The organism is Butyrivibrio sp. INlla21, assembly GCF_900116875.1.
In the GTDB taxonomy this organism is placed as follows: Bacteria; Bacillota; Clostridia; order Lachnospirales; family Lachnospiraceae; genus Butyrivibrio.
Window position 1 is genome coordinate 1 of sequence record NZ_FPCC01000042.1, and the last position, 16,075, is coordinate 16,075.

Here is a 16,075-nt window from a genome sequence, read left to right on the forward strand (position 1 = left end):
TTCCATAGTCAGTTTTCTTTTTCTTGAGAAGTTCCTCTCAGCATCGATACAGAAAGACTTGGCATTAGCAGCAATTGTTTTGATCTGAGACATCAAAAGATTCTTTACTATTTGTGGTTTCATGTGCACCTCCTTGAAATTGAGAAATATGCTTACAATTTCAAGGGCCGCTTTCGCTACCTCTAAAAACAATCAGTAGCGAAAGCGGCCGCACTTTTCGGTGTTGCTGTCAACCCCTTCTTTGCAGAAAAAAAGACCCCTGCATCATTTTTGATGCAGAGATCTTTTAAAGTCCCTCTTAACTTAATGACATTGCACATCACGTGTGGTGGTTTGATTATATCACTCATCAAATGATCTTATCAAAAGTATCTGCAAGTGCAGGGTAGATATTCTTGAACTGCTGATATCTTGCCTCGTACTTAGCTACAAGCTCGGGATTGGGCTTCTCTGTCTTGTCAACCTTAACGATTGCTGCTGCAGCTTCCTCTACTGTCTTGTATGCTCCGCAAGCTACCATAGCAAGCATTGCGCCGCCCATTCCGGGGCCTTCCTCACATGAAGGAACATCAACTTCTACGTTGAGGATGTTGGCGATCATCTTTCTCCAAAGAGGGCTCTTAGCTCCGCCGCCGCAGATCATTGTTCTCTTGGGAGCTACGCCGATGCTCTTAGCTACTTCGTACATATCTCTTGTAGCGAATGCAACACCTTCAAGAACCGCCTGTGTCATATCCTCTCTTGTTGTATCCATCGTGATACCTGTGAAGGTTGCACGTGCGTTAGGATTGTTCCAAGGAGATCTCTCACCCATGAGGTAAGGAAGGAAGAATACGTGGTTCTCACCAAGCTTCTCGATTCCCTTCTGCTCATCTGCGTAATCCTTGGTCTTGAGGATCTCATCCATCCACCACTTGTTGCAGCTTGCTGCGCTGAGCATGCATCCCATGAGATGGAAATGTCCGTCAGCATGATCGAATGAATGAAGAGCGTTGTTGCTGTCTACCGCAAAGCTGTCGGATGACATGAAGATTGTTCCGCTGGTTCCAAGTGAAATATTGCACTTGTTGTTTCCAACTGTTCCGGTACCCACAGCTGCTGCCGCATTGTCGCCGGCGCCTGCTGCGATAACAACGTCTGTGCTAAGTCCAAGCTCTGAAGCAAGCTCAGCCTTAAGCTGACCAACCTTTTCAAAGCTGTCAAAGAGCTGAGGAAGCATATCCTCCGTGATTCCGCAGATGTCGCACATCTCTTTGGACCACTTACGGTTCTGTACATCCAAAAGAAGCATTCCTGAAGCATCAGAATAATCTGTGCAGAATGTTCCTGATAGCTTATATGCAAGATAATCCTTAGGAAGCATTATCTTCTTGATCTTCTTGAAGTTCTCGGGTTCGTTCTCTTTTACCCAAAGGATCTTGGGTGCTGTGAAGCCTGCGAACGCGATGTTTGCAGTGTACTTGGAAAGAGTCTCTTTTCCGATCTCGTTGTTGAGATAATCAACCTGCTTCTGAGTTCTTCCGTCGTTCCAAAGAATTGCGGGACGGATAACGTTGTCATTCTCATCAAGAATTACAAGGCCGTGCATCTGTCCACCGAAGCTGATACCTTTAACCTGTGATTTATCAACATCTTTAAGGAGATCCTTAAGTCCAGCGATCGCCTCGTTGTACCAGTCAGCAGGCTCCTGCTCTGACCAACCGGGCTGAGGGAAGTAAAGCTTGTACTCCCTTGATGTTGTTCCGTGAATCTTACCTGTCTCATCCATAAGCACGAGCTTAACGGATGAAGTTCCCAAATCTACTCCAATATAAAGCATGTGTACCCTCCTAAATTAAATATACAAGCGCCCCCGCCGGGCGCTGACATTATGACTTAAAATATATGTCTATTATACAGAAATACCCCTTGGCATTCACGCCAGTTCTTGCTGTGTACTTACTAATTATTGTTAAGCATCAATCGTTCGCGTTGCCTTTGAAAATAACGATGCCCTTCTTCTTGAACTTCTTTGCAGGCGCTGCTCCGTCAGCTGTCGCGGTAGCTGTGCTTGAAGCGGGCTTTGCTGCGCCGGTCGCCGTTCCGGTTGTGCTCTTTGTCGCGCTTGCGGGACTTGAAGCCGACTTGGTCGCGGTCTTAGCGGAACTTGCAGCGCTGCTTGCGCTCTTTGTCACGGTTCGCTTTACGGGCGAAGCGGCTCTTGCTGCTTTCTTGGCAGCCTTGGCTTCTTCCTCTCTTGCCTTTCTCTCTGCAGATCTTGCTGCCTCGGCTGCGCCGCGGGCCGCTCTCTTGGCTTCGGCTTCTGCCGCAACGCGGGTGGGATCGCCGATCTTCATGGTAAGAGAGATTCTCTTTTTATCAACCTCAACATCAAGCACCTGAACGTCTACGATATCGCCTACGCTAACTGCTTCAAGCGGATGCTTGATATATCTGTCTGTTATATGAGAGATATGAACAAGTCCGTCCTGGTGAACTCCGATATCAACGAAGCAACCAAAGTCGATAACGTTACGAACTGTTCCTTTAAGCACCATTCCGGGCTTTAAGTCCTTCATATCAAGGACATCGCTTCTAAGAATAGGTGCGGGCATATTCTCACGAGGATCTCTTGAAGGTTTCTCAAGCTCGCTAAGGATATCTGTAAGAGTGATCTCACCGATTCCAAGCTCCTCTGATAATTTCTTTTTCTCATTCTCTGTGATCTTGTGTGAAAGAGATGCGGCCGAGGCTCCGGCTGCTCCCGATGCTGCTCCGGTGTCAGCCACGCCGCTCTTAGCGCCGCCTTTTCCGCCGTTAGCACCTGCCTTCGAATCATCATCAACAACCGCAAGATCACTTCCTGCAAGAGCTGCTGCGAGAGCCGCTCCCATAGCGGTATTGGTATTTCTGATAACTACCTGCTTGGGCTTTTTCTTGGGTGCAGGCTTCTCAGCGCGGGCTGCGGGCTTTTCAAGAACTGCCTTAGCGGCATTCTTCTGCGCTGCGCGCACATCGTCAAATGTTATTCCGAGCTTGTCCATGAGCTTCAAAGTAGCATCATATGACTCGGGATGAACGCTGGTGGCATCAAGCGGATTGTCACCGTCTGCGATCCTAAGGAATCCCGCGCACTGCTCATACGCCTTGGGTCCGAGCTTAGGAACGTTTAACAGTTCTCCTCTGTTCTTGAACTTACCGTTTTCTTCTCTGTAATCGACGATGTTCTTGGCAATCACTTTGGAAATTCCGGAAATATACTGAAGAAGGGGAGCGGACGCAGTATTAAGGTCTACTCCGACCTTATTAACACAGTCTTCAACGACACCTTCAAGGGTCTCGCCAAGTTTCTTCTGGTTCATGTCATGCTGGTACTGACCGACACCGATTGACTTGGGATCGATCTTAACAAGCTCCGCAAGCGGATCCTGGAGTCTTCTTGCTATAGAAGCCGCACTTCTTTGTCCAACGTCAAACTGAGGGAATTCCTCGGTTGCGAGCTTACTTGCGGAATAAACGGAAGCACCGGCCTCATTAACGATAACGTACTGAACGGGCTTAGAGAGCTCTTTTATCAGCTCTACGATTACCTGCTCTGACTCTCTTGAAGCAGTTCCGTTTCCGACAGAAATAAGATCAACATCATATTTATCAATGAGCTTTTTAAGCTCAGCTTTGGCTTCTTCAACCTTGTTCTGGGGTGCTGTGGGATAGATAACCTTGGTATCAAGGACCTTACCCGTAGCATCAACGATAGCAAGCTTACATCCCGTTCTGAACGCAGGGTCCCATCCAAGTACGGTCTTTCCTACGATAGGAGGTGCCATGAGAAGCTGAGTTAAGTTCTTACCAAATACAGTTATGGCGCCGTCCTCGGCTTTTTCCGTAAGCTCGTTTCTGATATCACGCTCAATCGCAGGCGCAATAAGTCTTTCGTACGCATCCTGCGCGATCTCTTTTAACACATCAGTAGTTGCAGGGTTCTCGTTCTTGATAAGCTTGGTCTCAAGGAATCTGAGAATCTGCTCCTCGGGAGCCTCGATCTTAACAACGAGGAACTTCTCCGCCTCGCCTCTGTTGAGCGCAAGGATTCTGTGGCCGAGCACTTTGCTGATGGGCTCTTCGTAGCCGTAGTACATCTCATACACGCTCTCAGCCTTCTCATCCTTGGCCTTACTTGTAAGGAGTCCGTGCTCCATAGTAGCTTCTCTTATATATGTACGATAGTCCGCGTTGTCAGAAACATCCTCGGCGATAATGTCCATTGCGCCTTGAATGGCGTCGCCAACTGTTTCGACACCTTTCTCTGCATCAACGAAGCTTTCAGCCTCTTCTTCAAGAGTCCTATTCGTTTCCTGTGCAAGGATGATGTCGGACAGACCTTCAAGTCCCTTCTCTCTTGCAACGCTTGCTCTTGTCTTTCTCTTTGGTCTGTAAGGAAGATAGAGATCCTCGATAGCAACCATGGTCTCAGCCGCAACAATCTTGGCTCTGAGCTCGTCGGTCATCTTGCCCTGCTCCTCGATGGATGCAAGAACCAGCTCTCTTCTCTCCTCAAGTCCTCTTAAATACTTAAGTCTCTCATCAAGATTACGAAGCTGCTCATCGTTAAGGGAGCCCGTAACCTCCTTCCTGTATCGTGAAATGAAGGGAATCGTATTTCCCTCATCAATAAGCTTTATTGCAGCTTCTACCTGCCATTTTTCTACTTTTAGCTCTTCCTTAATTTTTAAAACAATATCCATACCTACCTCACAAAAAACTATAAAGTACTCGTGGCTTTCCCCAAATCCGCGATTAAATGCGCCGAAATTTTCGCTGAATTTTTTATAAACAGCCACACACTCCCTTATTATACCAATCGTAGCGTGCTGTTTTCAAGACTCCGAGCCTTCCGAAACATTGTAAAAAAGTGCGTTTTATTATAGAATTTATGTTAACAAACTATTGTTTTTAAGGACGTATTATGGGAGATAACGGGGAAGACAATTACTATATAAACAACTTCAACTACAACAAGACCCACAACCAGCTTGATAAACATGTGAGTCTTGCCACTTTCGCCATGTTTACCGGACTGCTCGCGATTCCGTTTTGTTTATTCGCGTACACCGGCATTATCATGGGAGGCGTGGCGGTTGTTCTGGCTCTTTTGTCCAAGGGAACCGCAGCTAAGCTGCTACCGCAGGCAAAAAGAGGTATATTATTCGGTATTTTCGCCATTTTTCTCGGATATTTTGTTCTGGTTAAGAGCTTTCACATGGTTCTTACCGATCCTGAGGCCAGAAAACAGGTGAACATCATGTCGGAGCGTATGAACGGCGAAAGCTTTGATGACATGTTAAAAGACGTCGGATTTGACGTGTCAACAGAGTGAAAAGAGGTGCCTATGAGTTTGATCGGTGCTGTAGGAAGCGGATATAACGCTTACAATTATCAAAATTCTTTTAATTCGGGTGCTGCAACAAGCGGCGCGAGTGCAGCTGCGGCCGCGGAAGGAAGCAAACCCATTCTCAATCCGAACGAGTCTACACAGAGGGCTCCGGGCAAGGTTTCTTCACCCGCGGAGTGCGAGACTTGCAAGAATCGTAAGTATCAAGACGGTTCCAATGAGATGGTCTCTTTTAAATCGGCACAGCATATTGATCCTCAGGCTGCGGCAGCAAGAGTTCGCGGTCACGAGGCTGAGCACGTAAGTAATGCCTACAAGAACGCAGCCATGAAAGGCGGCAAAGTTCTTCAGGCTTCGGTATCACTTAAGACGGCGGTATGCCCCGAGTGCGGCAGAACCTACGTCAGCGGCGGCGAGACAGCCACCAAGATTAAATATTCCAATGAGGAGAATCCTTATCAGAAAGCCCGAAAGTCCATCGACAGACAGGGACTTGTGGGGGCTCATGTCGACATCGCAGGATAAGGTGGGGAGTTATTCATGACCGAATTAAAAAGTTCATCAGAGCTTAAGGCTATTGCAAAAGAAAAATCACTGGACAAATACGGCACACTTATTTTTGCAAACATTTTGATCTTTGCCATACAGTTCATAGTATCGGCATTGGTCACGGTCAGCGGCCCCGCAAATTTCTTTCTTTTCTGTATCAATGAGCTCATCACACTCGTGATCAGTATCCTTGTCGGCATACTCGTATCCGGCAAGGCTTACCTATACATGAATCTTCTGTATTCACAGGCAGTTTCGACAAGTGACATTTTCTTCGGATTTAAACAACACCCCAACAAAGCCGTGACTATTCAGGCTCTTTTTGTTGTGGTTGATTTCCTTGTAAGCATACCCGGAACGGTGATCTTTTACTTAAGCCGCACCAATCCTTCTTCCGGATTAATCGGCGTACTCTTTATCTTCATCGTTCTCGGACTTATCATAAACGTCTATGTTTCACTGACTTATTCGCAGGCGTTCTTTCTTTTGCACGACTACCCTGACAAATCGGCAAAAGAGCTTTTGGCTTACAGTAAGGAAATGATGAAAGGTCACAGATTCCGTCTTCTGTACCTTCACATAAGTTTTATACCTTTGATGATCTTCGGAGTTATCACTCTTTTTATTCCGCTTCTTTGGATCAGCGTCTACAGATATGCTACGCTCACAGCGTTTTATCAAGATCTGATAGTAAAGTACGGCAATGCCGGAAAGGTGGATTATGGACTTAATTGATGCAATAAAGACAATCGACAAGCCACACGAGGACGACGTGTTAAATCGTCTCTACACTACATGGGGTGAGAATCTCGACCCCGAGCATGTTCTTACAGAGTACCCAAGACCTCAATTTGTTCGCGACAGCTATGTTAACCTCAACGGTTATTGGGACTATAGCATGGTAAAAGAGTCTTCGTCGGACGACATACCCGAAATCTCCGACGGCAAGATACTTGTCCCCTTTTCACCGGAAGCCATTCTCTCAGGCGTTGAAAAACAATTAAAGCCCGATGAGATTCTTTGGTACAAACGCTCACTTCCAAAACTCCCCAAAACTTATGATAATTCAAGATATCTCCTTCACTTCGGAGCAGTCGATCAATTTGCCGACGTCTATGTAAACGGCAAGCTCGTAGGCTCCCACAGCGGCGGCTATCTTCCTTTTACTTTCGATATAACAGGTTATCTTGATCTCGATGAGGCAAAAGAGAATACGCTTATCGTCAAGGTTCGCGACACGAGCGATACTTCTTATCATTCAAGAGGTAAGCAGACTCTGAAAAGAGGCGGAATGTACTACACCGCACAGAGCGGAATCTGGCAGACTGTCTGGCTTGAGGAAGTTCCCGATATTTATGTAAAAGAGCTTAAGATAACCCCGGAAGAAGATCTCAAAACAGTAAGCATAACCATCACCACAACGCAGAGCACCTCTGTGTCTGTTAAGATCCCGGGACAAGAGCTTGTAAAAGCTCCCGCATCTTCCGATGCACCGGAAAGACATAACGATTCCCTTGAAAAATTCTCATCGGATATCTGTCCGCTGAATCTTTCGAAAAAAAATGATTCTCATTGCTATACATTCCGCTTCGAGCTTGAATCTCCGCATCTTTGGTCTCCCGAGGATCCTTATCTTTATCCTCTCCAGATCGTTGCAGGATCCGATCGTGTTCGCTCATATTTTGCGATCCGCTCATATTCTATAGATACAGACTCCGCGGGAGTAAGAAGATTCTTTTTAAATAATAAGCCTTATTTCCTTATGGGTGTCCTCGATCAGGGCTATTGGCCGGACGGCTTATACACCGCGCCTTCTGACGATGCGCTTATCTACGACATCAAAGAAATGAAAAGACTTAAGTTTAACATGATGCGTAAGCACATCAAGATAGAGGCTGCACGCTGGTACTATCACTGTGACAAGATCGGAATGATAGTGTGGCAGGACATGGTATGCGGCGGTTCGTCTTATGCCAAGCCCGTCGTTACTTATTTGCCGACTCTTTTCCCTAAGGTATTCGGAAGATTATCCGACGGTCCCGCATATTACAAAACATTCTCAAGGCATTCCGCAGAAGGCCGCAAAGAATGGATAGAAGAGATGAAGAACACGATCAAATATCTTTATAATGTACCGTCTATTGCGACGTGGGTTCTTTTTAATGAAGGCTGGGGACAGTTCAACGCCGCAGGCGCAACGATAATGGCAAGAGAATGTGACGACACACGCCCGATCGATCAGGCGAGCGGCTGGTTCGACGAAGGAACCGGAAACTACAGAAGCGTCCACAACTACTTCAGACCACTTGCCGTTGAAAAAGATAAGAACAAAAGAGCTTTCGTCATCTCGGAATACGGTGGCTACACCTGCCATATCGCGGGTCACTCAAGCGTAGACAGAATTTACGGATACAAAAAATATGACACGCTTGACGCTTTGGGTGTTGCCTACTACAACCTGATAAACGGAAGTATCAAACCGCTTATAAAGCAGGGGCTTGCGGGCGCTGTTTACACGCAGCTTAGCGATGTTGAAGAAGAGGTAAACGGTCTTATGACTTACGACCGCAGGATCACTAAGATCAATCCAAATATAGACGGTGATATGTCGTATTTCCTGGAGAATGATGTCTTCCAAAACAGCGGCAAATAGAGTAAAATAGTTCTATCTTACTTTTATCGCACAGATATTTATCCTGTGCAGGAATGAGGACAAAATGGAAAACTTAAAAGCAGTCGTTTCTCTCGGTCACGAAGCGCTGGGTGTCAATACTCAGGAACAGAGAGAGGCCATACAGTTAACCGGTAAGGTTCTTGCAGACATTATAGAATCCGGCTATCAGCTGGTCATCACTCACAGTAACGGCCCTCAGGTCAGCATGATCCACAAGGCCATGACCGAGCTTCACAGAATGTTTATAGATTACACCTCAGCTCCCATGTGCGTATGCAGCGCAATGAGCCAGGGATATATCGGATACGATATTCAGAACTCAGTTAAGACTGAGCTCTTACGTCGTGGAATTACCAAGCCCATCAGCACGATCCTTACACAGGTTTCTGTTGATCCCTACGACGAGGCCTTCTACGCTCCCACCAAGGAGATCGGCCGTTATATGTCCAAAGAGGACGCTGACAGCGAGGTCAAGAAGGGTAATTTCGTTAAAGAGGTTCCCGGAAAGGGCTTCAGAAGAATTATTGCAGCTCCTCAGCCTCTTAAGATAATCGAGCTTGATGCGATTAAGGCTCTTATAGATGCAGGCCAGGAAGTTGTAGCATGCGGTGGCGGCGGTATTCCCGTTATCGAACAAGGTCACGTACTCAAGGGTGCATCAGCCGTTATTGAGAAGGATGTGATCGCAGGCAAACTTGCTACCGATCTCAATTTTGACAGACTGATCATGTTTACTTCCGTTCCTTCCGTTTACAAGAACTTTGGAAAAGAGGATCAGGAACCGATCATGAAGATGAACATTACGCAGGCCAAAGAATACATCGAGGCAGGCGAGTTCGGAGAAGGCAATATGCTTCCCAAGATCGAGGCCGCTATCTCATTCCTTGAATCCAACCACAACGGTTCTGTTCTCATCACTTCCCTCGCAGCCGCTCAGGATGCTCTTAAGGGCAAGGCAGGAACATTTATTACATTTGAATAATAGACGCACGATGCGCAGAATATAAAAAGTCTCGGGTGAAATCACCTGAGACTTTTACTTTTGTTATTATATTAATTCCTAGCTTGTTCTGTGTTAAGCTGCGGGATTCTCTTATGCACTTCTTCTCCTCTTATCTCTATCATTGGAGAAGCCTTGCCTTCGATATAGTCTCTTGTAATTGTTACACGTCCGATATTCTCATCCTTGGGAATCTCATACATGATATCAAGCATGAAGTCCTCAATGATTGCTCGGAGTGCTCTGGCTCCGGTCTCTTTCTCCATTGCCTTTTCAGCGATGGCTTCAAGCGCACTGTCGTCAAATCTAAGATCTACCTCGTCGAGCGCAAGGAGTTTCTGATACTGCTTAAGTATCGCATTCTTAGGCTCCTTTAATATCTTCACATACATATCTTTTGTAAGAGCCTGAAGTGTACATATGATGGGAAGACGACCGAGAAACTCAGGTATCATTCCGAATTTCTTAAGATCCTCAACAACTACATTGGATAAAATGTTGGGATCGTCTTCGTATTTATCTTTAAGGTCTGCATCAAATCCGATTGAAGTTTTCTTATTAAGTCTCTGAGTGATGATCTCCTCAATATCGGGGAATGCACCGCCGCAGATAAAGAGTATGTTTCTTGTGTTGACTGTTGCCAAAGGAACCATGGCATTCTTGCTGCCGGCTCCTACGGGAACTTCAACTTCGGAACCCTCAAGGAGCTTTAACATTCCCTGCTGAACGGATTCACCGCTTACATCTCTTGATGTTGTATTTTTCTTCTTGGCAATCTTATCTATCTCATCGATAAAGATGATTCCGTGTTCTGTCTTCTCTACATCGTTACCTGCTGCCGCAAGAAGCTTACTTACAACGCTCTCGATATCATCTCCGATATATCCTGCCTCTGTAAGCGATGTTGCATCTGCGATGGCAAGCGGTACATCAAGGAGCTTGGCAAGCGTTTTTACAAGATACGTCTTACCGCTACCCGTAGGTCCCAATAGTAAAATGTTGGACTTTTCTATCTCTATATCATCCATTGTGCCTGTAGCAACTCTCTTGTAGTGATTGTACACGGCAACAGACATTACCTTTTTCGCCTGATCCTGACCTATAACATATTCGTCAAGTTTAGCTTTTATCTTATGCGGTGCAGGGATATTCTTAATATCAAATGCAGGCTTAATTGTAGATTCGCTCTTCTTTTTGATCTTCTGAGAATTGGGAATTCCGCCGTTAATATTGAAGTTACCGCCGGGGATATTTCCCATATCAAACATTCCCATGCCCGGGAATCCGCCCATGTTCTTGTTGAGCTCGTTCATAAGATTAGGATTGTTCAGCATGTTCTGATAATCGAACTGGCTGACCGTATCCATCATCTTGTGCATACAGTCAGGGCAAACGCTGATGTTATTGGGAAGATGGAACATCTTGCCGGCTTTGCTCTCCGGTCTTCTGCACACGAAGCACACGTCCTCGAATGCGTTCTCCGAATTCGAGTTATTGCCTTCACTTCCGGAAGCACTGCCTTTATCTACAGTATTGTCTCCGCTTCCGCTGTTATTTCCATCACCGGTGCTGTTTACAGAAGTGTCTGTAGCATCTTTCTCATCACTTTTATTTTCAATATCGATTTCTTCATCAACTTCTCTGAAATCAAGAAGATCGTCTCTGTTATCCTGCATTAATTACCCCGCTTTTATTTTTTCTCTTTCCTTCTATAGAAATGATCTTTTAATTATCTGAAGATCCTTCGCTTGAAGCATCATCTTTTTCATTGGAAGCTGCCTTCGAATCATCGGATGAAGGTGCTTTTCCGAGTGTAAGCTCAACCTCGGTCTCTTTATACTCTGAACCGTCGGTTCTCATAATTCCGAGCTTAACCGTTGTACCTGCTTTATAATACTGAAGTCTTGTCTGAAGATCATCCATTGATGTGATATCATGGCCCTCAAACTTAACGATAACGTCGCCCTTCACAAGCCCTGCTGCCTCAGCGCCACCGCCGGGAGTAATCTTATCAACATAAGCTCCCTGCGGAATTCCGAAAGACTCGGTTACATCTGAAGGAACACTGTATCCCTGAATTCCGATGTATCCTCTCTCTTCCTCGGCAACCTTGATCTTGGTCTCCTCATTCATAAGCTGATCTATGATGGGCTTAGCATCTGAAATCGGAATGGCATAGCCCATACCTTCTATAACATTTCCGCCAAGCTTGTTGGAATTGATTCCGATAACTTCACCGTTGAGGTTAAGAAGTGCTCCACCTGAGTTACCGGGGTTGATAGCTGCATCTGTCTGAATGAATGTATGCTTGTCGCCGCCCTGCTGCGTCTCAACTTCACGATTAAGAGCCGAGATAACACCGGTAGTAACGGACTGGCCGTAACCAAGTGCATTACCGATAGCTATGGCAGGCTCACCAAGCTTAAGTGCATTACTGTCGCCAAGCTTAGCCTCTTTTATTGCATTAAGTGTATTCTCGGGAATCTCATCAAGCATGATCGCAATAACCGCAAGGTCCATGTCTGAATTGGTTCCTTTAACGGCTGCGCCCACAGATGTATCATCATTAAAGATTACCTCAAGAGAATCCGCTCCGTCGATAACATGATAGTTGGTCGCTATCAAAAGCTCTGTATCATTATGTCCTACTATAATTCCGCTTCCCGAAGCCTGAGCTTCTTCCTGCTGAACATATCCGAAGAAATTGGCTGACTGAGTGAAGTTATTGTGGATCATTACCATTGCAGGCATTACTTCCTCAACAACGCCGGTCACATCTGTTACGACAACTCTTGTCTCACCTGCAGTGGTCGTGGTTGTCTGAACCTTCTGGTCATCCTTCTTCTCTTCCTGAGTACCTGCTGCGCTGTTTTCCGTCGCAGACTGGTCTTCTTTTTCTTCTACCTGAGCAACAGACTGCTGTGATCCACCGGGGAGTCCTAAACCATTAAAAATACGGAATGCGGCAAAGCCCGCACCTCCCACAAGAAGCAGTACAACAAGTACTAAAGCCACAATCGGTCCGACTTTCTTTTTCTTCTTAGGCGGCTGCGGTGGCTGATTATTGGCATTCTGATTGGTGCTATATTGATAAGTTCCGTAGCCCTGGCTGTTGCTTCCGTATCCATAGGAGCTCTGTCCCTGGCTGTAAGGATTGCTATTGTAAGAACTTGAATTGTTCTCATAAGAGTATCCGCTGTAGTTACTATTCTGTCCATAACCACTATTGTTGTAAGATTTTTTCTCATCCTCGTACATAGTTAGATACCTTCTTTCCTTTGCATACCTTGATTTTATGGCTTTAGTATAGTTTCATTGTGTGACGCAATTGTGTTTTAATTATAATAAAATAATAATTAAAAAATTAAAAATCCTCTTCTAAAACCTGAATCTCCATGTAGTCAAAAGACACTTCTTCTATAAACGCATCCTTCGTAAATCTGCACTTATTGTGAAGTTGAAAATCCCTCACTGTGGTATCAAGCCAGATAGGCTTGGAAAGATCCATCTCATAACAAGCCTTCTCTATGGCATTCATCACCTTGTGAGTGCGCGTATCAGCGCTGTCATCGCAAACAACCATGTCATTTATCAAATGATTGTCATCGATAAGTCGAACCCATAATCTAAACATATTGCTCTCCGTGCGGATTTATTTTAGTCTCTGAATCAGTCGTCATATCCGTTGGGGTTCTGACTCTGCCATCTCCATGAATCTTCGCACATCTCTTTGATGCCGTACTGAGCCTTCCATCCAAGCTCTTTTTCAGCCTTGGCTGCGCTTGCATAGCAAGTAGCGATGTCGCCGGCTCTTCTTCCCTTTATAACATATGGAATCTTCTTACCTGTAGCAGCCTCGAAGTTCTTAACGATATCAAGAACGCTGTAGCCGTTACCTGTTCCGAGATTGTAGATATTAAGGCCGCTTCCCTTTTCAAGCTTCTTAAGTGCCTTAACGTGTCCGAGCGCAAGATCCACAACATGGATATAATCTCTGACACCCGTTCCGTCAGGTGTGTCATAATCATCACCGAATACACTGAGCTTCTTTAATTTACCAACCGCAACCTGTGTGATGTAAGGCATAAGGTTGTTGGGAATTCCGTTTGGATTCTCACCGATTGTTCCGCTCTTATGTGCTCCGATGGGATTGAAGTAACGAAGAAGTACTACATTCCACTCGGGATCTGCCTTCTGAATATCTGAAAGAACCTGCTCAAGCATAGACTTGGTCCAGCCGTAAGGGTTTGTACATGTTCCCTTGGGGCATTCCTCTGTGATCGGTACAAATGCGGGATCGCCGTATACAGTAGCGGATGATGAAAAGATAATGTTCTTGCATCCGTGCTTTCTCATAACATCCACAAGTGTAAGTGTTCCCGTGATGTTGTTGTCATAGTATTCCCAAGGCTTCTCTACCGATTCACCGACAGCCTTAAGTCCCGCAAAGTGGATAACTCCGTCAATCTTTTCTTTTGTAAAGATCTCCTCAAGTCCCTCTCTGTCTCTGATGTCTGTCTCATAGAAAGGAACTTTTTTACCTGTGATCGCCTCTACTCTCTTAAGACACTTGGGGTTTGCATTTACGAGGTTGTCCATTACAACCACGTCATAACCTGCATTCTGAAGCTCAACAACTGTGTGTGAACCGATAAATCCTGCTCCGCCTGTAACTAGTATTGCCATTTTATTTTCTCCTTGATCGCTTTGCTTATTGCAAAATAATTTCTTATAACTCGATTCCGTTCTTCTTGCAGAGCTCTCTTGCAGACTCTACGGAATCAATGCCCTCTTTATTCTTGATGGGCGCAAATTCATGCTCTCTCACAACCTCATAAGGAAGGCAGCTGTCGAGCATGTGGATCATATCAAGAACGAGCTGCTCAAACTTACATCCGTTGGGCTTCTCGGGCTTAATGAGATTAGCATTCTCATCTATATAAGGAATCTTCTTCTCTACAACGTGAAGAGGAAGAGTCTTCTGAGCTATGTCATAAAGAGCTTTCTCATTAAACAGATAGTTGAGAATAACTCCATAGTTGTATGCAGGATCGCCGTTCTCGTCCTTGGCGTCCATCATCTCCTGTGAAAGCTCGTAGTACTCTACGATTGAAGGCATGCCGTCCTCAAGACACATAACTCCGACCTTCTCATCGGGAGCATTCTTTCTAACAACCTTGGCTCCGCAAGCAACTCCTGCATTAACCGTCGCTCCTACAAAGCAAGGATCTGCGATTCTCTGAAGTACGTTATCAACCGCAAATATATCGATCCACTCAATGCCCTCTTTGAGGATCACGTCGCGAAGACCTGCCTTAAGCATTGATGAATACCAGCCTGCGTTACCGTTTGGAGAAGTAGAGATTCTGTTCTTAGCCTCCATATAAACCTTTCCTTCATAGTCGGAAGCAGGTGCCATATCCTGTTTAAAGAATGTAACCTTATCCTCGGGATAGCCGAAGAACTTGTGCTCCTTAAGGAAGTTAACGGTAGCATCGTTGTTCTTTTCACTTGTCATGATAAAGAGGTGGATGTAGCTTCCGTCAGCCTGTTTAACTGTATCTAACAAGTTTTCGATAATTCTCTGGAAAATATAAACGGGCTTTGTAAGTCCGATGTCATACATTCCCTTGGGGTTGTCGGAACCAAGTCTTGTTCCCATTCCGCCTGCCAAAAGAACTGCAGCAACCTTGCCTGCTTTTATTGTCTCAACACCGATCTTTTTAAACTCGTCTTTTCTTTTTTCTATTTCTGAAACCTGCATAGCTGCAAGAGGTTCAAATTTGCCTCTGCCTGCACTATGTCCCAGGTTCTTACAATTCTCAAGCACCGCAAAGTCAGTCTCTTCTATCTGCTGTAAGAGTTCTGCCTTCTCGCTCTCTGTAAGCTCATCATAATATTTCAGTACATGTGTCTGTCCGTACTGTTCAAGTTTCTTTTTAGCCTCTTCAAAATTCATGTTACCCTCCAATGGCTACTACTGCAGCCTCTCATTATGATACTCATATCTCAAAGTCAAAAAAAGCCAGGCAAGCAAAATGTTTTGACTATGGACACTTGTATCATATTATACTACATTTCACGCAAAAAAAAATGTCAGAATGTGCCTAATAAACCGCAATTTCACCCCCCGGAATAAAAGCGAACAATCATTACCACCGGCTTAGCCGGTGGTTTGCTCTGCGGCTATAAGCCGCTGTTCCCTGCTTGCCTCTAAAGAGGCTCTGAAAAATTCGCCTTCCGCACTGCGGTCACAGGCTGACGCTAAAGCGCCATCCTTTTAGCCTTTTACTACCGGCTCACCCGTAAACGGGTCAATATACTCTTTCAGTGTCATTTGATCGTATTCCATATCTTCTTTTAACTGGTTTCGAATATACTCTTCAATTTTCTTTGCATTTTTACCAACTGTATCAACAAAATATCCTCTACACCAAAAATGACGATTTCCATACTTGTACTTCAAACTGGCATGCCTTTC

General features: G+C 45.3%; 13 protein-coding genes. 5 read left to right on the forward strand and 8 right to left on the reverse strand.

Annotation, left to right across the window (positions count from 1 at the left end):
- Positions 1-349: 349 nt before the first annotated feature.
- A complete protein-coding gene (xylB, locus tag BM377_RS15135) occupies positions 350-1,819 on the reverse strand; it encodes a xylulokinase (protein ID WP_092250564.1) in 1,470 nt (489 codons plus the stop codon).
- A gap of 139 nt (positions 1,820-1,958) precedes the next feature.
- On the reverse strand, positions 1,959-4,724 hold the full coding sequence (locus BM377_RS15140; protein ID WP_092250595.1) for a Tex family protein: 2,766 nt from the start codon (positions 4,722-4,724) through the stop codon (positions 1,959-1,961).
- Between the two features lie 221 nt (positions 4,725-4,945).
- On the opposite strand from BM377_RS15140, the gene BM377_RS15145 reads away from it, so the two are divergent.
- The 5 genes from BM377_RS15145 to arcC all read left to right on the forward strand — a co-directional run bounded on the left by BM377_RS15145 (position 4,946) and on the right by arcC (position 9,576).
- Positions 4,946-5,356, forward strand: coding sequence for a hypothetical protein (locus BM377_RS15145; RefSeq protein WP_092250567.1), 411 nt, complete (start codon positions 4,946-4,948; stop codon positions 5,354-5,356).
- A gap of 12 nt (positions 5,357-5,368) precedes the next feature.
- The gene (locus BM377_RS15150; RefSeq protein WP_092250570.1) at positions 5,369-5,896 is read left to right on the forward strand and encodes a hypothetical protein; all 528 of its coding nucleotides are present in this window, start codon (positions 5,369-5,371) and stop codon (positions 5,894-5,896) included.
- A gap of 15 nt (positions 5,897-5,911) precedes the next feature.
- Complete coding sequence (locus BM377_RS15155; protein WP_092250598.1) at positions 5,912-6,655, forward strand: DUF975 family protein; 744 nt, start codon at positions 5,912-5,914, stop codon at positions 6,653-6,655.
- On the forward strand, positions 6,642-8,573 hold the full coding sequence (locus BM377_RS15160) for a glycoside hydrolase family 2 protein (RefSeq protein WP_092250573.1): 1,932 nt from the start codon (positions 6,642-6,644) through the stop codon (positions 8,571-8,573). The genes BM377_RS15155 and BM377_RS15160 overlap by 14 nt, the downstream gene beginning before the upstream one ends.
- 64 nt (positions 8,574-8,637) lie before the next feature.
- Positions 8,638-9,576: a carbamate kinase gene (gene arcC, locus BM377_RS15165; RefSeq protein WP_092250576.1), complete on the forward strand. Its 939-nt coding sequence runs from the start codon at positions 8,638-8,640 to the stop codon at positions 9,574-9,576.
- A 71-nt stretch (positions 9,577-9,647) separates the two neighbouring features.
- Here the strand turns inward: arcC and clpX are convergent, their stop codons facing one another.
- The 6 genes from clpX to BM377_RS15195 form a co-directional block, all read right to left on the reverse strand.
- The gene (gene clpX, locus BM377_RS15170; protein WP_092250580.1) at positions 9,648-11,270 is read right to left on the reverse strand and encodes an ATP-dependent Clp protease ATP-binding subunit ClpX; all 1,623 of its coding nucleotides are present in this window, start codon (positions 11,268-11,270) and stop codon (positions 9,648-9,650) included.
- Positions 11,271-11,319: 49 nt separating this feature from the next.
- Positions 11,320-12,852 (reverse strand): S1C family serine protease, encoded by a 1,533-nt coding sequence (locus tag BM377_RS15175; protein WP_092250583.1) that lies wholly within the window; start codon positions 12,850-12,852, stop codon positions 11,320-11,322.
- Positions 12,853-12,958: 106 nt separating this feature from the next.
- The gene (locus tag BM377_RS15180; RefSeq protein WP_092250586.1) at positions 12,959-13,228 is read right to left on the reverse strand and encodes a hypothetical protein; all 270 of its coding nucleotides are present in this window, start codon (positions 13,226-13,228) and stop codon (positions 12,959-12,961) included.
- Positions 13,229-13,263: 35 nt separating this feature from the next.
- Positions 13,264-14,280: a UDP-glucose 4-epimerase GalE gene (gene galE, locus BM377_RS15185; RefSeq protein WP_092250589.1), complete on the reverse strand. Its 1,017-nt coding sequence runs from the start codon at positions 14,278-14,280 to the stop codon at positions 13,264-13,266.
- A 43-nt stretch (positions 14,281-14,323) separates the two neighbouring features.
- Entirely contained in the window at positions 14,324-15,553 is a 1,230-nt protein-coding gene (locus BM377_RS15190) for a UTP--glucose-1-phosphate uridylyltransferase (RefSeq protein WP_092250592.1), read from the reverse strand.
- A 321-nt stretch (positions 15,554-15,874) separates the two neighbouring features.
- The coding region (locus BM377_RS15195; protein WP_177223922.1) for a transposase at positions 15,875-16,075 on the reverse strand (201 nt) is incomplete at its 5' end.